We start from the raw sequence: 18,092 nt of genomic DNA on the forward strand, positions 1-18,092 counted from the left end.
CACGCCGCCGGGGAAGCTACCGTTCGACGACTGCTCGGGAACGGTGCCCAACGAGGCGGGCCGCATTCTGGTCGACGAGGAAGCCGTGGGGTCCGCGAGGTATCTCCCGGCCGTCTACGTCACCGGCTGGATCAAGCGTGGCCCGGTCGGCCTGATCGGCCACACCAAGGGCGACGCCAACGAGACCATCACCTGCCTGCTCGAGGATCGCGAAACCTTCGACGGTGCAACCGATCCCGATCCGCAGTCGGTGCTCGAATTCTTGCGCTCGAAGGACGTGCCGTACACGGCGTGGGACGGCTGGCACCGGCTCGACACCTACGAGCGCGCACTCGGCGAGCCCGAAGGCCGCGAGCGCGTCAAGGTCGTCGAGCGCGCCGACATGCTCCGCGCGAGCCTCGGCTGACCGTCCCGAACTCCGCACCGAAAGGCAACCCGCGATGACCCAGCCGCTGGTATCGAAGGAACGGATCGCGCAGGCGCTCGCGCTGGTCCAGGATCCCGAAATCCACCGCCCCATCACCGAATTGAACATGGTCGACGCCATCGAGGTGCATCCAGGCAACCGGATCGCCGTCCGGGTGCTGCTCACCGTCGCCGCCTGCCCGATGCGGACGACGATCGACCGTGACGTCCGCGCCGCGGTGCTCGATGTTCCCGGCGTCGCCGAGGTGACCGTCGAGTTCGGCGTGATGTCCGACGAGCAGCGGGCCGCGCTGCGCACCCGACTGCGCGGCGGCGCGCCGGACGATGTCGTTCCGTTCGCCCAGCCGCACTCCCGGACCCGTGTCTACTGTGTGGCCTCCGGCAAGGGCGGCGTCGGAAAGTCCACGGTCACGGTCAATCTCGCTGCGGCCATGGCCGAGCGCGGGCTCGCGGTGGGAGTGCTGGACGCGGACATCCACGGCCATTCGATTCCCGGGATGCTCGGCGTCACGGGCGCGCCGACCCAGATCGATCGGATGATCGTGCCGCCGACGGCCCGCGGCGTGCGGGTCATCTCGATCGGCATGTTCCTCGATTCCGACAAGCCGGTGGTGTGGCGCGGGCCGATGCTGCACCGCGCGCTGCGGCAGTTCCTCTCACAGGTGTTCTGGGGCGATCTGGACGTGCTGCTCGTCGACCTGCCGCCCGGCACCGGCGACATCGCGATCTCGCTGGCGCAACTGCTGCCCACCGCCGAACTGCTGATCGTCACCACGCCGCAGCCGACGGCGGCCCGGATCGCCGAGCGGGCAGGCGCCGTCGCGGCGGAGACCGGGCAGCGGGTAACCGGGGTCGTGGAGAACATGTCCTGGTACGAGGACCCCGCGGGTGGCCGTCACGCCCTCTTCGGCGCGGGTGGTGGTCGTGCCGTCAGCGATCGTCTGGCCGCCTTGCTCGGCGCCGCCTGTCCGCTGCTCGGGCAGATTCCGTTCCATCCCGAGGTGGGCGCCGCGGGGGATCGGGGTGCGCCGATCGTTCTCGCCGAACCCGACTCGGTGGCCGCGGGGGTGCTCCGCGAGGTGGCACAGCGGCTCGCTGTGCGCCCGCGTGGTTTGGCGGGTCGTCCGCTGGCGGTCGCCGTGCGGTAACTCCACGAGCGGAGGTCGTTGCGGAGGCGGCGGACCTGAGTTAGGTTGTCCTTAGTTCTTGTTGAACATTGATTTCACTAATGCGGCTGGGGTGCGCGGGTGACTCCGCCGACCGAGTGGGAGGACGAAGCGATGGGCGCCGATATCGAACTCGACGGGATCCCGCTGACCATGCTCTGGACCCTGCACAACCGGGCAGGCGAGTCCACGCGACCCGATGCGATCCTGCGCGATCCCGACTGCGAGCGGATCTACGACGCCATCGCCTTCGACTACGAGCGGGCCTTCGGCAAGCCGGACGGCACGCACGCGGTGCGGTCGAAGAAGTTCGACGTGGTGCTGCGGCCCTGGCTCGCGGCACACCCCGGCGGCACGGTGGTGGAACTCGCGGCCGGACTCGAGACGCAATTCCAGCGCTGCGACGACGGGCGGGTGCGGTGGCTGTGTGTGGACGTGCCGGACGCGATCGCGGTGCGCGAACGATTCCTGCCGCCGAGTGAGCGGTGCAGGCACCTGTCCGTGAGCGCGCTGGACACCGCCTGGCTGGACGAGGTGGATCCGTCGCGGGGCGTATTCGTCACGGCGCAAGGGCTTTTCATGTACTTCGAGCCGGAGCAGGTGCGGCGGCTGTGCTCCGCGATCCTGGACCGATTCCCCGGCGTGGAGTTGATGTTCGACACCATCCCGCCCTGGTTCTCCCGCAAGACTGTGCGCGGTTTCCACAAGACCCCGCATTACCAGGCGCCGCCGATGCCGTGGGGTGTCCGGCGCAGCGACATCGCGGCCCTGGTGCGCTCGTGGAGCCCGAAGGTGGTGGAGGTGACGGTCTCGTCGTACGGCCCGTCGCACGGACCGTTGCCCGCCACGCTGCCGCTGTTCGAGCGACTGCCGGTGCTGCGCGATATCCCGCCCGCGATCGCGCACGTCCGCACCGCCGTTTAGCGGCCTTCCCTCCGAAGGGAATTCGCGAGTTTCGCCCGCCGACCGCGCGCGGAATTGGTACTTTTCGCGGACCCGCGAGGGTGTCCAGGGAAGGTCGATGGGGGTTCGCGGAGATGTCCGACTCCGAACTATCTCGAGAAATGTCCGCGCCGGCGGGAAACATGTCCGCGGTGCACCGTGATCGGTTGCCGCGCAAGATGATTCGCGCCGATGTCGCGGGAGCGGTGCGCGACGAACTGGTCAGGGACCCCGCCGCGATCCCGGATCTGCCGCGGGTCGCCGCGGCACTGTTCCTCAGCGTTCGCACCCTGTCCCGGCGGCTCAACGCGGAGGGCACGTCGTTCCGCGCACTGGTGGACGACGTGCGGCGGTCCCGGTCCGAGCACCTGCTCGGCCGCACGCGCATGACCACCGAACAGATCGCCGCCCGGCTCGGTTACGCCGAATCGGCCTCGTTCATCCGTGCCTTCCGGCGCTGGAACGGGTGCCCGCCGCAGGAATTCCGTTCCCGCGGCGGGCAACTGCCGGGGCGCGCCTCCGCCCTCGCGCGCGCCGTACGCCCGCGGTAGCCGGACGTCGCCCGACCGGCTAGATCTTGCGGATCACCGTCACGACCTTGCCGAGGATGCGGGCGTCGTTACCCGGAATCGGCTCGAACAGCGGGTTGTGCGGCATCAGCCACACGTCCTTGCCGCTGCGCTTGAAGGTCTTCACCGTGGCCTCGCCCTCGATCATCGCGGCCACGATGTCACCGTTGTCGGCGACGTTCTGCTGGCGGACGACCACCCAGTCGCCGTCGCAGATGGCGGCGTCGACCATCGACTGGCCGACGACCTTCAGCAGGAACAGCGAACCGTCGCCGACGAGTTCGCGCGGCAGCGGGAACACGTCCTCCACGGCCTGCTCGGCCAGGATCGGCCCACCGGCGGCGATCCGGCCGAGCACCGGAACGAACGTCGGGGTCGGACGGTTCGGATCGATCGCGGCGGATTCGGCGTCCTCGATCGCGGCGCCGGGCAGGCTGGTCACCGCGCGCACCGCCTCGTCCAGTCCGCGGACGTCGACCGCGCGGGGGCGGTTGGGGTCGCGGCGTAAATAGCCCTTGCGCTCCAGTGCCCGCAGTTGATGGGCGACCGAGGAGGTGGAGGTCAATCCGACCGCGTCGCCGATCTCGCGGATGCTCGGCGGGTAGCCGCGCTCGCTCACCGAGGTCCGGATGACCTCCAGTACCTTGCGCTGACGCACGGTGAGATCTGCCCCGGTCGGCGACGGGTCGCCGCCGACTCCGCTCTCGTCGCCCGTGTCGTCTGTGTGGCTCACCGCAACCGCCCTTCTTGTCGTTGATGTCGCCTCTCGAATTTAGTCCGGTACCGCCGAGGTTTCAAACATCTGTTCGACGCATGTCGGGCGTTTCGTGCTGACTTCGGCGGCCGCGCGTGGTAGAAATCGAACATCAGTTCTTCGAACATGTGATCGAAAGCGACTCCCTTCGAGCCACCCTGCCTGCATCTACACGGAGGTTTGTCCGATGAACACAGCGATCCGCGAAATCCCCGCCGCCGCATCCGCCCCGCAAACGTGTGACCCGGTCGACGAGCTCGGCTTCGACTCCGTACCCCTGGTGCGACGCGCGCACCGCGGCGGACTTCGCGCCGTGGAGGCGTCGGGGCGCGCCGTGGCGGATCGTCGCCCACGGGCGAGCAGGCCGGGCGGGTCTGTGGAGCTGTATCGGCGCGGTCCCGTGCGCACGTCCGCGGCCCGCCCGCCGCGCGGAACGCACCCGGTGCCGAGTGTGGAACAGGCGCAGCTGGGCTTCGCGGTGCTCGCGGTCGCGGCGCTGATGAGTGCGCTGGTGGTGGCGGCGCTGCTGGGATTGGCGCACTGGCGGGCGGGCGCCGTCGTCGTTCCCGAGCCGTCGACCTCGATTCCCGCGGAGATCGAGCAGCAGCCGGTCTACGACGGCCTTCCGCGCTGATTCGTTGCCTCCCGGGTGGATTCGGCGGTCCTTCCCGAGTCGTCCGAGGCCGCGAACCGTGGCCGAAAATCTCGATCGACAACTAGAACACGTTGCTACTGTGCTGAAAACGTGACCCAGGCAACATCTGCCTCGAACGATTTCGGGACTTCGTGCAATGACGCATCGACACACCGCGGGCGGCGCGCTGCGGGCCTTCGCCGGACTGTTCTTCTGTCTTCTCTTGGGACTCGCCGCGATTCCCGCCGCCCACGCCGCTCCGGCCTACCTCGGCTATCTCGATCTGCCGTCGGTCAACGGCGACGGTGAGCGCGGCGGCGGCCTGAATCCCGCACTGCCGCTGGACGAACCGACGCTGCGCGCGGCGCTGGACGAAGCGCGGTCCGACGGCATCGCGCCGGAACGCTATGCGACACTGCTGCATCAGTACTGGCTCGTGGTGGCCACCGGCAACGCCGCGATCGATCTGGCGGGCTGGGATCCGAGCCGCGGCACGCGGGCCAACGAGCGCACCTTCAATCAGGTGTACGTCAATTATCTGCGGCTCACCACGACGCACCCGGAGTTCTACTGGGCCGGGCTCGCGGGGATCGCGGGCGGCTCGTTCGCTTCGGGCTTCTTCGACATGAGCGATGTGGGCGTCGTCCTCGACGTGCCCGGCATCCATCAGCTCGGCAACGCCGTCGCCGACCTGCTGCGCGGAACCCCCGAGGAACTCGTCGGCGAACTGCCCGCCGATATCGGGCTGCTGGCCACCCAGGGCGCGCGACTGTCCGCCGAGGACATCGCCTGGTACCAGACCCGGCTGATGATCATGCAGAAGCACATCTTCACCGACCTCGTCCCGATGCACGAAGCCTTTGTCGCGCTGGGCATGCCCGGCATCGACGAGATGTACGCCGCGGGCATCGTCGACGCGGACATCCACGCCGCGTGGCAGTCGATCACGACGGGCACCCGCGACGGCTACATCGACGCGCTGATCCGGATGACCGACCGGGAGCAGAACCACATCGTCGCCGATCAGTGGGACGTCACCGCCGCGGGTCGCGACGGCATCGGCCGGGTGCTCACCTACGTCAGCACCATCGCGGGCAAACCCGCGGTGCCCGGCGTGCGCGCACCGGGCGTCTTCGCCCCGGCCACCGTGCGCGCCGATCTCGGCGGGCGGCCGGTCGCGCTGCGCACCGCGCTCCCCGCCTTCAACTGGGCCGACCGGGACGACCGCTGGACCTACATCATGGGCGACCTGGTGCCGCGTCACATAGACATGGAGACCGACAGCGTGCTCGCGGCGGCGGTGCTCGGCGAGTCCTTCTGGAACAAGCTCGCTCGCGGCAGGCTGGTCCCGCGCCTGCCCGAACTGGTCGCCGACCTGACCGCGCGATGGCAGCTCGTCGAGTGATGCGGCCCGCCGGGCGAAACCCCGGTGACGACCCCGGGTATCCTCGAAGAGCTATGGAGGTATATCGCGTGTCGATACGGATATGCCTTGTGCCGGGTACATCGACGAAGGATCTCTCGGATGCATTGCCCGTACTGCCGACACCCTGACTCGCGGGTGGTCGACTCGCGCGAGGCCGAGGAAGGCGCGGCCATCCGCCGTCGACGTTCCTGCCCGAACTGTGGGCGGCGTTTCACCACGGTCGAGACCGCCATCCTGTCCGTGGTCAAGCGCAGCGGCGTCACCGAACCGTTCAGCCGGGAGAAGGTCATCCGCGGCGTGCGGCGCGCCTGCCAAGGCCGCGAGGTCGACGACGACGCGCTGAATCTGCTGGCCCAGCAGGTCGAGGACGCCGTGCGCGCGACGGGTTCGCCGGAGGTGCCGAGCCACGAGGTCGGCCTCGCCATCCTCGGCCCGCTGCGCGACCTCGACGAGGTGGCCTATCTCCGATTCGCCTCGGTCTACCGGTCGTTCACCTCCGCCGAGGATTTCGAACGCGAGATTCAGCAGATGCGCGAGGCGCGCGCCGCGGCGGGCGTCGCCGCCGACTGACCCCTGGAGGTCCGAGCCCGCCGGAACGAAATCCGGCGGGCCCACTGCCGGACGGGGTTCCTGCCGCAGCGAGGTCCGCTCATCGGCGGATGGCGGCGATCGCTTTCTCGATCCGCTTGGCGGACACCGGATACGGCGTGCCGAGCTTCTGGGCGAACAGGCTCACCCTGAGTTCCTCGGTCATCCACCAGATCTCGGTGACGTCGGGCGCGTTCTTGCGCCCGTCGGGCAACGCGGCGAGCAAGCGGTCGTACGCGGCGAGGACGCGGTCGAGTTCGGCCATGCCCTGCCGGTCGCGGACGGCGGAACCGGGCAGCGACTCCAGCCGGACCAGCGCGGCGCGCAGGTAGCGGGGGAGGTCCCGCAGGCGGGCACTGCCCCATTCGGAGACGAAGCCGGGGAACACCAGATCATCGAGCTGGTGCCGGACGTCCTCGGCGATGTCGCGCTCCGCGACGCCGCCCAGCGCCGAGGTCACCCGATGCGCCGCGGCCAGGACCGGCACCACGAGGCGGACGATGCGGGCGACCTCGGTGGCCAGCCGGGGGCGTATCGCGGAGACGAGCGCCTCGAAGCGGTCGGGGCTGTGCACCGGGCCGCCCGCGGCCGCGATCAGCTCGTCGACGGCCGCGGCGCGGCAGTCGTCGACCAAACCCTCCAGCGAACCGTATGGATTCTGGCTCAGCGCAAGGCGATCCGTGGGCGAGAGAGCCGAGGTGACAGTGCGCACCGAGGTGGGGATCGCGTGCAGCACCAGGGTGCGGGTGCCCGCCCGCATCGCGGCGGCCTGTTCGGCGGGAGAGCTGAGCACGCGCACCGCGACGCCCTCGCCCTCGGGCACCAGCGCCGGATATCCGGTCACGGTCTGCCCGGCGACCTGGCGGCGCACGGTCGGTTCGACGGTGCCGAGAGACTCCGAGGTCCACACGGTGGCCGCGGCGCGCTCGGCGCCCGCGGTCGCCCGCGCCACCGAGGCCGCCACCTGTTCGGCGAGTTCGGTCTTCAGCGCGGCGAGGCTCTTGCCCTTGGCGAGTACCCGGGCCCTGGTGTCGACCGCGGCGAAGGTCATGCGCAGGTGGTCGGGCAGCGCGGCGGGGTCGAGGTCGTTCGGCGTGATCGTCACCGAGCCGAGCCGCGACAGCTCCCTGGCCAGGCCGGTGCGCAGCGGCTCGGCGCGCGGGGTGAGCGCGGCCAGCGCGGCAGCGGCGAAGTCCGGGGCCGGAACGACGCTGCGCCGCAACGTCTTCGGTAGCGTCTTGATCAGCGCCGCCGCCAGCTCCTCGCGCATGCCAGGCACCAGCCAGTCGAAGCCGACGGCCCGCACGTGCGCCAGCTGCTCGACCGGGATGCGCACGGTGACGCCGTCGTCTTCCTGGCCCGGCTCGAACTGGTAGGTCAGCGGGAAGCTCAGCTCGCCCTGGCGCCAGGCGTCCGGGAAGGCCGTCGGGTCCAGCGCCGCCGCGTTCGCGTTGACCACGGTGGACTTCGAGAAGTCCAGCAGCGCGGGATCTTTCCGCTTCGCCGTGCGCCACCAGCTGTCGAAGTGGCGCGCCGAGACGACCTCGGCGGGGACGCGCTGGTCGTAGAACTCGAACAGCACCTCGTCGTCGACCAGGATGTCACGCCGGCGGGCCCGGTGCTCGAGATCGGCCACGTCGTCGAGCAGTTCCCGGTTGCGGTGGAAGAACTCGTGTTTGGTCTGCCACTCGCCCTGCACCAGCGCGTGCCGCAGGAACAGCTCGCGAGACACCTCGGGATCGATCCGGCCGTAGTCCACCGGGCGGCTCGTCACCAGCGGCACGCCATAGAGCGTGACGCGCTCGTAGGCGCGCGCCGCGCCACGCTTGGCCGACCAGTGCGGTTCGGAGTAGGTGCGCTTCACCAGATCGCCCGCGAGCCGCTCGGCCCACTCGGGTTCCACCCGGGCCGCGATACGGCCGAACAAGCGGGACGTCTCGACGAGTTCGGCGGCCATCACCCAGCGCGGCGGCTTCTTCGCCAGCGACGAGCCGGGGAAGATCATGAACTTGGCGCCGCGCGCGCCGAGGAACTCCCTGGTCTCCGCCTCCCGCACGCCGATGTGGGAGAGCATGCCCGCCAGCAGCGACTGGTGGATCGCCGTGGAATCCCATGGCAGGCCGTCGTTCTCGGATGCGGCGACCGGGACCTCCGAGGGCTTGGCCGTGCCTCGGCCGCCGCGCAGTCTGCCGGAACGGTTCGACGCGGCGGAGTCATCGCCGCCCTCGGGCGCGGATTCCGTTGTCGCGCGGGAAGTTCGAGAGCCGCAGCCGTCGGCCGACCAGCCCAGCCCCTTGGTGATCGTGCGCAGCTGCCCGTGCAGGTCCTGCCACTCCCTGATCCGCAGGTAGTGCAGGAACTCCTCGCGGCACATCCGCCGGAACTGATTGGACGACAACGATTTCCGCTGCTCGGTGAGGTAGTCCCAGAGTCGCAGGTAGGCGAGGAAATCCGAGCCCTCGACGACGAATCGCGCGTGCTTGGTGTCGGCGGCCTGCTGGAACTCGGCGGGCCGCTCGCGGACGTCCTGGATCGACAGCGCCGCGACGACGATCAACACCTCGGCCAGACAGCCGTTGGCGTTGGCCTGCACCAGCATGCGCGCCATACGCGGATCGACCGGCAGCTGCGCCATCTCGCGGCCCACCGGCGTGAGCGCGAGCGCGGCGTCGGGACTCGCCGCGCCGCGAGCCAGCGCGCCCAGCTCCTCCAGCAGCGCGACACCGTCGCGGATCGCGCGCTTGTCCGGCGGCTCCACGAACGGGAAGTTCTCGATATCGCCCAGCCCGAGCGCGGTCATCTGCAGAATGACGGCGGCCAGGTTGGTGCGCAGGATCTCCGGTTCGGTGAAGGCGGGCCGGGATTCGAAATCGTCCTCGGCGTACAGCCGGATCGCGATGCCGTCGGCGACGCGGCCGCAGCGCCCGGAGCGCTGCCGGGCCGAAGCCTGGGAGACCGGTTCGATCGGCAGCCGCTGCACCTTGGTGCGCATCGAATAGCGGGAGATGCGCGCGGTGCCCGGGTCGATCACGTAGCGGATGCCGGGCACGGTCAGCGAGGTCTCCGCGACGTTGGTGGCCAGCACGACGCGGCGGCCGGTGTGCGACTGGAAGACCCGGTGCTGCTCGGCGGCCGACAGCCGCGCGTACAGCGGCAGGATCTCGGTGCGCGGCAGTTTCAGGTCGCGCAGTGTGTCGGCGGTGTCGCGGATCTCGCGTTCGCCGGAGAGGAAGACCAGCACGTCGCCGTCGCCCTCGGAGAACAACTCGCGCACCGCGTCGCCGATGGCGTCTACGGGGTCGCGGTCCACCACGCGGGTGTCCTCGTCGTCCTCGTCGGCGGCGGGAAGCTCGAGACTCAGCGGCCGGTACCTGATCTCGACCGGATACGACCGGCCGGACACCTCGACAATCGGTGCGGGCGTGCCCTTTTCGTCGGCGAAATGCCGGGCGAACAGCTCCGGATCGATGGTCGCCGAGGTGATGATCACCTTCAGGTCGGGGCGGCGGGGCAGCAGCTGCTTGAGGTAGCCGAGCAGGAAGTCGATATTGAGGCTGCGCTCGTGCGCCTCGTCGATGATGATCGTGTCGTAGCGGCGCAGCAGCCGATCGCGCTGGATCTCGGCGAGCAGGATGCCGTCGGTCATCAGCTTGACCAGCGTGCGCTCGGAGGCCTGGTCGGTGAACCGCACCGTATAACCGATCACGTCGCCCAGCTCGGTGCCCAGCTCCTCGGCGATGCGCTCGGCGACGGTGCGCGCGGCCAGCCTGCGCGGCTGGGTGTGGCCAATGGCACCGCGGACGCCGCGCCCCAGCTCCAGGCAGATCTTGGGGATCTGCGTCGTCTTGCCGGAGCCGGTCTCGCCCGCGACGATCACCACTTGGTTGTCGGCGATGGCCTTCGCGATATCGGCGCGACGGGTCGTGACGGGCAGTTGCTCCGGGTAGCGGATCCGCGGCACCGCCGCGCGGCGCGCCTCCACGCGCAGCTCGGCGGCGGCGATGTCGGCGGCGATCTCGTCGAGGTCCGTGCCGCGTGCCCGGTCCAGCCGACGCCGCAGCCGGTACTCGTCGCGGAGGGAGAGATTCGCCAGGCGGGTGCGGAGCGCGCGGGTTCCGGTATCAGCTGTCCTGGTCATTGCGTCGTCCAGCCTACCGGGCCGGGCATCGCGGCCCGCCGCTGCCGGTCCGCCGCGACGGACCGCGCCGTTAGCCGAACGTATGCCAGCGGCGGTGATTCGACCGGTCGAGCGTCGTCCGGTGTGCGAAGATCGGCCGATGGACGCGGGCTCGGGCACGTCGTGGGTGATCAGAGGACCTCGTGTTGCCTTCGGTGTACTCGGCATCGTTGCGCTGGCCTGGATCCCGCTGCGCAATCTGGATGTGACACCTTCTCCACCGCGAACTACTTCAGCTACTTCACCATCCAGTCGAACGTTCTCGGCGTGCTCGTGCTGCTGATCGGCGGCCTGCTGGACCTGGGCTCGCGGCGCTGGCAGGTGCTTCGCGGCGCGGCGACGCTCTACCTGCTGATCACCGGCGTTGTGTACGCCGTGCTGCTGGCGACTATCGACGTGATGCTCACCGACAAGTGGATCAACGACATCCTGCACCGCATCCTGCCGATCGTGCTGGTGCTGGACTGGATCCTGGTACCGGTGAGCCTGGGCGTCACCGGCAGGCTCGTCGGTGGCTGGCTGATCTATCCCGCGGCGTACGGCGTCTACACCCTCGCGCGGGGGCCCTTCGTGGACTGGTACCCGTATCCCTTCCTGGATCCCCGCGATCAGGGATATGTCTCGCTGATCATCGGACTGATCGTCCTGACCGGGGTGTTCGCGCTGCTGGCGATGGCCGTCGCCGCCCTCGGCGGGCTCGCCGAGCGATGGCGCGAACCCAGCGAGGTGCAGGCATGAGTGAACGTAGTGAGCGAATCATGTGTCAGCGCGCTTCGCGCGTGCCGGAGTCGAGCGCCGGCGAGGTGCAGGCATGAGCGCGTTGTGGCACGGATTCGCCGACATGGGCGCCGTCGAACGGGACGGCGCGTTCGTGATCGCCCGCGGTGAGGGCGCCTATGTCTACGACGAGGCGGGCACGCGATATCTCGACGCCACAGCCGGGTTGTGGTTCGCCAACGTCGGGCACGGCCGCGCCGAGATCGCCGACGCGGTCGCCGGCCAGTTGCGCACCATCGCGCACTACTCCAACTTCGGCGACCTGGCCGAACCGGCCACCAGGGAACTCGCCGAGCGGCTCGCGACCATCGCCCCGGTGCCGGGCAGCAAGATCTTCTTCACCTCCGGCGGCTCGGACGCGATCGACACCGCCGCCAAACTGGCCAGGCGCTACTGGAACGAACTGGGCAGGCCGGAGAAGACGATCGTGGTGGGCAGGGAGCGCGCCTATCACGGAATGCACGTCGCGGGAACGGCTTTGGCGGGTCTGCCGCTCAACCGCGCCGGGTACGGCGAACTCATGCCCGACGCGCGCATCATCGCGTGGGACGACGCGACGGCGCTGCTCGCCCTCGTCGATGAGGTCGGCGCCGAACGCATCGCCGCCTTCTTCTGCGAGCCGATCATCGGCGCGGGCGGGGTGTACCTGCCGCCGGAGGGCTACCTGAGCGAGGTGCGTCGCATCTGCCGCGAGCACGACATCCTGTTCGTCGCGGACGAGGTGGTCACCGGATTCGGGCGCATCGGCGGAAGCTGGTTCGCCTCTACCCGATTCGACCTGCGACCCGACATCATGACCACCGCCAAGGGGCTGACCAGCGGCTATCTGCCGATGGGCGCGATGTTCGCCGCGCCGCACGTGGCCGAGCCGTTCTTCCGCGGCGGCGTCTGGTGGCGGCACGGCTACACCTACGGCGGGCACGCCGCCGCGGCCGTCGCGGGCCTGGTCAACCTCGACATCGTCGAACGCGAGAACCTCCTCGCCGAGGCCGCCCGGCTGGAAACCACCCTGGACGAGAAGCTGGCGCCGCTGGCGGCGCATCCGCGGGTCGCCGAGGTGCGTAGCGGACTCGGCGCGGTGGCCGCGGTGCAGCTGGCCGAACCGTCCGAAGCGCTGTCGTTCGTCAAAGAGCTTCGTGCCCAAGGGGTTTCGAGCAGAGCCGCGGGTCAGGGAGCCATCCAGGTCTCGCCCGCGTTCGTGATGACCGACGCGCAGGTCGACGAGCTGGTGGCGGCGTTCACCCGAGCGCTGGGCTGATCGCGGCTGCTCACAGTGCCAGTGTCATGAAAACGCTGTGCGGGTCGTCGGTGTAGTCGGCGAAGGGCGGGCAGACCTGGAAGCCGTGCCGCGCGTAAAGGCGTTGGGCGGGAAGGTAATAGGGCGCGGCGCCGGTCTCCAGGCTGAGCCTGCGGTAGCCGCGGGCGCGGGCTTCGCCGACGATGTGCCGCAGCAGGTCCGCTGCGACACCGCGGCCGGTGTGCCCGGTCGCGGTGCGCATGGATTTGATCTCGCCGTGGGCGGCGTCCAGCCATTTGAGCGCGCCGCAACCCAGGAGTTCGGCGCGCTCGCGCACGCTCCAGAAGGTGATGCCGGGCCCGCGGAGCTCGGCGAGGTCGAGTGCGTGCATGCTGCCAGCGGGGGAGTTGGCGTGCATCTCGGCCAGGTGGGTGGCCAGCAGGTCGACGATGTCGGTGCCGGTGAGGTCGTCGACGGCAATGCGTGTCCCGGTGCGCGACGGCGGCTCCTCGATGCGGCTCGACATACCGTCCATCATGGCCGCGAGCCGAGCTCTCGACGGGACTGTGTGAGACACCTTACTGTGAGGACACCCGCCCTCATCTCGGCCCCAGCTCAGGTGGATCCATGAACCGTGTCAACACCCTCGGCTCCGTCGCGCTCGGCGCGGCCCGCCGCGTCGCCGACGAGACCTACTACGCGAGCCTGGCGGTGCGCGCGGGTTTGGCGACGCCGCAACGGCCGGACCGATTGGCGCGGATGGGCATGGCTGTGGTGCGCTCTGGCATGCTCGGCGGACTCGTGACGGTCGCGGCGCTGCGTTACCGGAACCGGGCCGCGCTCATCGACGAACTCGGCGCGGTGAGCTTCCGCGAGCTCGACGAGCGCACTACCGCGTTGGCCAACGCCTGGCGGGCGCGCGGTCTGCGCGACGGCGAAGGCGTCGCGGTGCTGGCGCGCAACCATCGCGGCTTCCACTACGCGGTGTTCGCCGCGGCCAAATGCGGCGCCAGGATCATCCTGCTCAACACCGATTTCGCCGGGCCGCAGCTGCGCGAGGTGCTCGGCCGCGAAGGCGCCGACCTGCTGGTCTATGACGACGAATACGCGGGCATCCTCGGCGATCTGCGGCCGCCGCGCGGGCGCTACCGCGCCTGGACCGACGCGCCCGCGGTCGACTCGCTGGAGAACCTGATCGCGGGCGGCTCCCGGAAACCGCCGCGCAGGCCGAGCACCGCCGCCAGGATCATCCTGCTGACCAGCGGCACCACCGGAACCCCGAAGGGCGCGCCGCGGCGGGAGCCGAGGTCGCTGGCTCCGCTCGGCGCCATCCTCGGCCGGGTTCCGTTCCGCGCCGAGGAGATCACCGAATGCCCGGCGCCGCTGTTCCACACTCTCGGCTTCGCGCACGCCGTCACTGCCGTCGGCTTCGGGTCGACCCTGGTGATCCGGCGCCGCTTCGATCCCCGAGCGGTGCTCGACAGCCTGCACCGCCATCGCGCCACGGCGTTGATCACGGTGCCGGTGATGCTGCAGCGACTGGTCGATCTCGGGCCCGAAGCCCGTGCCGGACACGACTTCTCGCGGCTTCGGATCATCTTCGTCGCGGGCTCGCAGCTGGGCGAGAAGCTGTGTGTGCGCGTCACCGAGGCGTTCGGGCCCGTGGTCTACAACGTCTACGGCTCCACGGAGGTGGCCTACGCGACCATTGCCACGCCCGCGGATCTGGCGGTCGAGCCCGGCTGCGTCGGCACCCCGGTGCCGAGCACCACGGTGAAGATCTTCGACGACAACGACGCCGAGCTGCCGCAGGGCCGCACCGGGCGCATCTTCGTCGGCAACGACTACCAGTTCGAGGGCTACACCGGCGGTGGCGACAAGGACCGCATCGACGGCCTGATGTCCACCGGCGACGTCGGCCACTTCGACAGTGCGGGCAGGCTTTTCATCGACGGTCGGGACGACGACATGATCGTCTCCGGCGGTGAGAACGTCTTTCCCGGCGAAGTCGAGGAACTGCTCGCCGCCCACCCCGCGGTCGCGGAGGTGAGCGCCTTCGGCGTCGACGACGAGCGCTACGGCCAGCGGCTGCGTGCGGTGGTCGTGGTCCGCGCCGGACACGCGCTCACCGAGGACGAGGTGCGCGAGCACGTGAAGGCGCATCTGGCTCGGTTCAAGGTGCCGCGCGATGTGCTCTTCGTCGACAGCCTGCCCCGCAACCCGACCGGCAAAGTACTCAAACGCCTACTGCGCGAACTGCGTTAGACAGGGCCTAAGCCATCCCGAACATGCGGCGCATGGTCTGGCGCAGCTGAACGGGATCGGGAACGGTGGTGCGGAACCAGCCGTCGGGCGGCACCACCACCAGCCCGGCCCTGCGGTGCTCGACGCAGTCGACGATGGCGTCGGCGACCATCTCGGGGGCGGGTGCGTAGCCGGGGGCGATGGTGCTGACCAGCACGCCTTGTGGGGCGAGCCCGCGGTGCAGTGCCGCGCCGAGCCCGACCACAGCGTGCTTGGTGGCGCTGTACACCGCCGCGCCGAGCGCCGCGGTGACGCCGACCGCCGAGCCGATATTGACGATGTGGCCGTGCCCCTGCTCCACGAAACGCCGTCCGGCCAGCCGGGATCCGGTGACGACCGCGCGCAGGTTGACGTCGATCTGGAGATCCGATTCGGCCTCGGACTCGCTCAGGAACGATCCCGTCGGCGCGGCGTCGGCGGCGTTCACCACCACGTCCAGCCCGCCCAGCTTGCGTTCGGCGCGGGCCAGGAATTCCGCGAACCGGGCGCTGTCGGTGGTGTCCAGCGCGAGACCGACGATGGTGCCGCCGTGCATCCGTCCGAACTGCTCGGCGACCGCGCGCGCCCGCCCCGTGTCCGAGTCCCCCAGCGCGATGTCCGCGCCCGCCGCAAGGAAGGCCAGCGCGGTCTCCTTACCGACGCCGTACGCGCCGCCGGTGATCGCTACCCGTTTGCCCACAAGTGTCTTCTTCGACATGTGATTTCGCTCGCTTCCGCCTCTACTCGACGGTAGGGCGCGGCGCGGGGCCGGTGCCATGCGATGTCGGGTCAGGACATTTCACATATCGGCCAGTTGTGCTGCGGCTGCGCGAGGTTCGCCGCGTACCGCGGACGGATGGACCGGACGAGCGGCTGTCCTTGCGATGTCCGGCCAAACCCATGCGGAATCCGGCCATCCTGGACGACGATGGAGCGGTGTCCACATGGGAGTGGCGGCGCTCGGTCGCATTGTCGGCTGTCTTGGTCGAGCTGGCGCGGGACCACGGTGTGCCGCTCGAGGAATGCCTGCGCGACACCGGGATCGAGCCCGCCCAGCTGACGACGCCGGGCACGGAGGTCACCGCCGCGCAGGAACTCGCCCTGATCGGCAATCTCGTCACCCGGTTCGACGACCGCCCCGGTCTCGGGCTGGAAGCCGGAATGCGCACGTACGTCACCACTTACGGTGCCCTCGGACTGGCGCTGCTCAGCAGCCCGACCGTGCGGTCCGCGGTGGATCTGCTGATGCGCTACATCCGGATGACCACGACCTTCGCGAAGACCCGGCACGTCTACCGGGACGGGCGGTTGCTGCTCTACGCCGACGATCGCGAGGTGCCGGAACGGTTGCGTGGCTTCCTGCTGGAGCGCGATGTTGCGGTGCTGCTGACGAATTGGACCGCGGTCTACCACGCTCCCGCGCCGATCGTGGGCGGCGAGGTCGCGTGGGGACTGCGTCCGCGACTGCGGCCGATCCTCGACGAGTACGGCATCACGGCCACCGACGGCGCGGGCCCGCACCTCGTCGTCTTCGACACCGCAGGCTTCGACGACCCGCTGCCGCAGGCGAGTCCGCTCACCGCGGCGCTGTTCGAACAGCAGTGCGCGCAGCTGTTGCAGCGGCGTGGGCTGGCGCAGGGCATCGCCGGATCGGTGCGCGAGGTCCTGTTGCGCCGACTGGGCGCGCGCGTCTCGCAGGAGGACGTGGCCGCCGCGCTGCACATGAGCCTGCGCACCATGCGCCGCCGCTTGGCCGACGAGGGCACCTCCTACCGCAGGCTGTACAGCGAGACCTACGGGAACCTGGCCGAGGAGCTGCTGGCCGCCGGCCTGACCGTCGAGGACGTCGCCTACCGGATGGGTTACTCGGGCGCGCCGAGCTTCTCGAACGCGTTCAAACAGTGGCGCGGCACCTCGCCCGGCCGGTTCGCCCGCGCCGCCGCCGAGCGGGAGGGCCCGCCGTCGATCGCCTGACGTCGCGGAAAAACGGTGGCTCGACCTGGCTCGGCGGGCGTACCTTCGACCCTCGTGATACTCGACGGGGGAGGAGAGGTATGGAGGCGACGGTCACGGTAACCCCGGACCAGCTGCCGGAACTGCTGCTGCACGTCGCCGTGGTGCGGCCGGTGTTCCTGTGGGGCGCACCGGGTATCGGCAAGAGCTCGCTGGTGCGCTCGTTCGCCGAATCGCTCGGGCTGGAGTGCGTCACGCTGCTCGGCACCCAGCTGGCGCCGGAGGACCTCATCGGGGTGCCGCAGATCGTCGGCGACCGCAGCCGATTCGCGCCGCCCGAGCTCATCGCCAGGCCGACGCCCTACTGCCTGTTCCTGGACGAGCTGAACGCGGCCGCGCCCGAGGTGCAGAAATCGTTCTACTCGCTGATCCTGGACCGCCGCATCGGCTCCTACGAGTTGCCCGCCGGGTCGGTGGTGATCGGCGCGGGCAACCGTGCCACCGACAACGCGCTGGCACGGCCGATGGCCTCGGCGCTGGTCAACCGCATGGTGCACCTGCACCTGCGCGCCGACGTGGACGACTGGCTGAAGTGGGCCGCGCACAACGACATTCACCCCTGGGTGGTGCGCTATGTGACCCAGCGCCCCGATCACCTGTGGTCGGCGGCGCCGAAGTCGGAGGCGCCCTTCTCCACCCCGCGCGGGTGGCACATGCTCTCCGACGCACTGCACTCCTGCGGCGACGACCTCGACGACACCCTGCTCGACGTGCTCGCCGCGGGCACGCTGACGCCCGCGCACGCCTCGGCGTTCCGCGCCTTCGTGAAGACCATCCGCCACGCCTACGATCTGGAGGCCGTGCTGAAGGGCGAGGCGGGCTGGCCGCGCGACCCCGGCGACCGGGATCTGCTGTACTTCCTGTCCGAGACCTTCCGCGCCCGGCTGATCAAGGAACTGCCCGGTTCGCGCAAGCACGTCTCCGGCGGGGTGCACCGTTTCGTGTTGCGGGCCAAGACGATGCTCGTGGAGCTGGCCGAGATCTCGGTCGAATGCGCGCAACTGGTGATCGCCTCGGACGCCGACGGCGTGCCCGTGCTGCCCTCCTGGTTTCTGGTCGAGGTGACTCGCGACCTGCCGCGCCTGGCCGCGCGGCGGTAG

14 protein-coding genes and 2 pseudogenes are annotated in these 18,092 nt (G+C 70.0%); 12 read left to right on the plus strand and 4 right to left on the minus strand.

Features of this window, described 5'->3' with window-relative positions; genetic code table 11:
- The 4 genes and pseudogenes from AC3EO7_RS26675 to AC3EO7_RS26690 all read left to right on the plus strand — a co-directional run.
- Window positions 1-406: pseudogene (locus AC3EO7_RS26675) on the plus strand (pyridine nucleotide-disulfide oxidoreductase); the annotation flags it as partial.
- 34 nt (window positions 407-440) lie between these two features.
- Window positions 441-1,574 carry an Mrp/NBP35 family ATP-binding protein gene (locus tag AC3EO7_RS26680; protein ID WP_431970830.1) on the plus strand — a complete coding sequence of 378 codons (1,134 nt, stop codon included), beginning with the start codon at window positions 441-443 and terminating at the stop codon, window positions 1,572-1,574.
- Window positions 1,575-1,673: 99 nt separating this feature from the next.
- Window positions 1,674-2,516 (plus strand): class I SAM-dependent methyltransferase, encoded by an 843-nt coding sequence (locus AC3EO7_RS26685; RefSeq protein WP_435592708.1) that lies wholly within the window; start codon window positions 1,674-1,676, stop codon window positions 2,514-2,516.
- Window positions 2,517-2,656: 140 nt separating this feature from the next.
- Window positions 2,657-3,085, plus strand: a complete 429-nt coding sequence (locus tag AC3EO7_RS26690) for a helix-turn-helix transcriptional regulator (protein WP_435592709.1) — start codon at window positions 2,657-2,659, stop codon at window positions 3,083-3,085.
- Window positions 3,086-3,104: 19 nt separating this feature from the next.
- On the opposite strand, the gene lexA is transcribed toward AC3EO7_RS26690, so the two are convergent.
- Window positions 3,105-3,761 carry a transcriptional repressor LexA gene (lexA, locus tag AC3EO7_RS26695; RefSeq protein WP_488186288.1) on the minus strand — a complete coding sequence of 219 codons (657 nt, stop codon included), beginning with the start codon at window positions 3,759-3,761 and terminating at the stop codon, window positions 3,105-3,107.
- 283 nt (window positions 3,762-4,044) lie between these two features.
- On the opposite strand from lexA, the gene AC3EO7_RS26700 reads away from it, so the two are divergent.
- From AC3EO7_RS26700 to nrdR, 3 genes are all read left to right on the plus strand, one after another.
- Window positions 4,045-4,491, plus strand: coding sequence for a hypothetical protein (locus tag AC3EO7_RS26700; protein WP_435592710.1), 447 nt, complete (start codon window positions 4,045-4,047; stop codon window positions 4,489-4,491).
- A gap of 157 nt (window positions 4,492-4,648) precedes the next feature.
- Window positions 4,649-5,896, plus strand: coding sequence for a hypothetical protein (locus AC3EO7_RS26705; protein WP_431970835.1), 1,248 nt, complete (start codon window positions 4,649-4,651; stop codon window positions 5,894-5,896).
- 120 nt (window positions 5,897-6,016) lie between these two features.
- Entirely contained in the window at window positions 6,017-6,487 is a 471-nt protein-coding gene (nrdR, locus tag AC3EO7_RS26710) for a transcriptional regulator NrdR (protein WP_068064096.1), read from the plus strand.
- Window positions 6,488-6,566: 79 nt separating this feature from the next.
- Here nrdR and hrpA read toward each other — a convergent pair whose 3' ends face one another.
- Complete coding sequence (gene hrpA / locus AC3EO7_RS26715) at window positions 6,567-10,643, minus strand: ATP-dependent RNA helicase HrpA (protein ID WP_435592711.1); 4,077 nt, start codon at window positions 10,641-10,643, stop codon at window positions 6,567-6,569.
- 139 nt (window positions 10,644-10,782) lie between these two features.
- Here hrpA and AC3EO7_RS26720 point away from each other — a divergent pair.
- Together AC3EO7_RS26720 and AC3EO7_RS26725 are read left to right on the plus strand one after the other, a co-directional pair.
- A pseudogene (locus tag AC3EO7_RS26720) lies at window positions 10,783-11,420 on the plus strand (Pr6Pr family membrane protein).
- Window positions 11,421-11,493: 73 nt separating this feature from the next.
- Window positions 11,494-12,717, plus strand: a complete 1,224-nt coding sequence (locus AC3EO7_RS26725) for an aminotransferase family protein (protein WP_431970839.1) — start codon at window positions 11,494-11,496, stop codon at window positions 12,715-12,717.
- 10 nt (window positions 12,718-12,727) lie between these two features.
- Here AC3EO7_RS26725 and AC3EO7_RS26730 read toward each other — a convergent pair whose 3' ends face one another.
- Window positions 12,728-13,222: a GNAT family N-acetyltransferase gene (locus AC3EO7_RS26730; RefSeq protein ID WP_435592712.1), complete on the minus strand. Its 495-nt coding sequence runs from the start codon at window positions 13,220-13,222 to the stop codon at window positions 12,728-12,730.
- Window positions 13,223-13,323: 101 nt separating this feature from the next.
- Between AC3EO7_RS26730 and AC3EO7_RS26735 the strand changes: the two genes are divergently transcribed.
- Window positions 13,324-14,961, plus strand: a complete 1,638-nt coding sequence (locus tag AC3EO7_RS26735) for an acyl-CoA synthetase (protein WP_435592713.1) — start codon at window positions 13,324-13,326, stop codon at window positions 14,959-14,961.
- Window positions 14,962-14,968: 7 nt separating this feature from the next.
- Here the strand turns inward: AC3EO7_RS26735 and AC3EO7_RS26740 are convergent, their stop codons facing one another.
- Window positions 14,969-15,697, minus strand: a complete 729-nt coding sequence (locus tag AC3EO7_RS26740) for an SDR family NAD(P)-dependent oxidoreductase (protein ID WP_435592714.1) — start codon at window positions 15,695-15,697, stop codon at window positions 14,969-14,971.
- Window positions 15,698-15,915: 218 nt separating this feature from the next.
- Between AC3EO7_RS26740 and AC3EO7_RS26745 the strand changes: the two genes are divergently transcribed.
- Both AC3EO7_RS26745 and AC3EO7_RS26750 read left to right on the plus strand, forming a co-directional pair.
- A complete protein-coding gene (locus AC3EO7_RS26745) occupies window positions 15,916-16,953 on the plus strand; it encodes an AraC family transcriptional regulator (RefSeq protein ID WP_431970843.1) in 1,038 nt (345 codons plus the stop codon).
- Between the two features lie 80 nt (window positions 16,954-17,033).
- On the plus strand, window positions 17,034-18,092 hold the full coding sequence (locus tag AC3EO7_RS26750; RefSeq protein ID WP_435592715.1) for an AAA family ATPase: 1,059 nt from the start codon (window positions 17,034-17,036) through the stop codon (window positions 18,090-18,092).

It is taken from the genome of Nocardia sp. bgisy118 (assembly GCF_057708605.1).

What these genes read in the sequence shown, in the direction of transcription:
- AC3EO7_RS26680 (WP_431970830.1), top strand. Translation starts at nt 441, where the DNA reads ATGACCCAGCCGCTGGTATCGAAGGAACGGATCGCGCAGGCGCTCGCG.
- AC3EO7_RS26690 (WP_435592709.1), top strand. Translation starts at nt 2,657, where the DNA reads ATGTCCGCGCCGGCGGGAAACATGTCCGCGGTGCACCGTGATCGGTTG.
- AC3EO7_RS26700 (WP_435592710.1), top strand. Translation starts at nt 4,045, where the DNA reads ATGAACACAGCGATCCGCGAAATCCCCGCCGCCGCATCCGCCCCGCAA.
- AC3EO7_RS26705 (WP_431970835.1), top strand. Translation starts at nt 4,649, where the DNA reads ATGACGCATCGACACACCGCGGGCGGCGCGCTGCGGGCCTTCGCCGGA.
- nrdR (WP_068064096.1), top strand. Translation starts at nt 6,017, where the DNA reads ATGCATTGCCCGTACTGCCGACACCCTGACTCGCGGGTGGTCGACTCG.
- hrpA (WP_435592711.1), bottom strand. Translation starts at nt 10,643, where the DNA reads ATGACCAGGACAGCTGATACCGGAACCCGCGCGCTCCGCACCCGCCTG.
- AC3EO7_RS26725 (WP_431970839.1), top strand. Translation starts at nt 11,494, where the DNA reads ATGAGCGCGTTGTGGCACGGATTCGCCGACATGGGCGCCGTCGAACGG.
- AC3EO7_RS26730 (WP_435592712.1), bottom strand. Translation starts at nt 13,222, where the DNA reads ATGTCGAGCCGCATCGAGGAGCCGCCGTCGCGCACCGGGACACGCATT.
- AC3EO7_RS26735 (WP_435592713.1), top strand. Translation starts at nt 13,324, where the DNA reads ATGAACCGTGTCAACACCCTCGGCTCCGTCGCGCTCGGCGCGGCCCGC.
- AC3EO7_RS26740 (WP_435592714.1), bottom strand. Translation starts at nt 15,697, where the DNA reads ATGTCGAAGAAGACACTTGTGGGCAAACGGGTAGCGATCACCGGCGGC.
- AC3EO7_RS26750 (WP_435592715.1), top strand. Translation starts at nt 17,034, where the DNA reads ATGGAGGCGACGGTCACGGTAACCCCGGACCAGCTGCCGGAACTGCTG.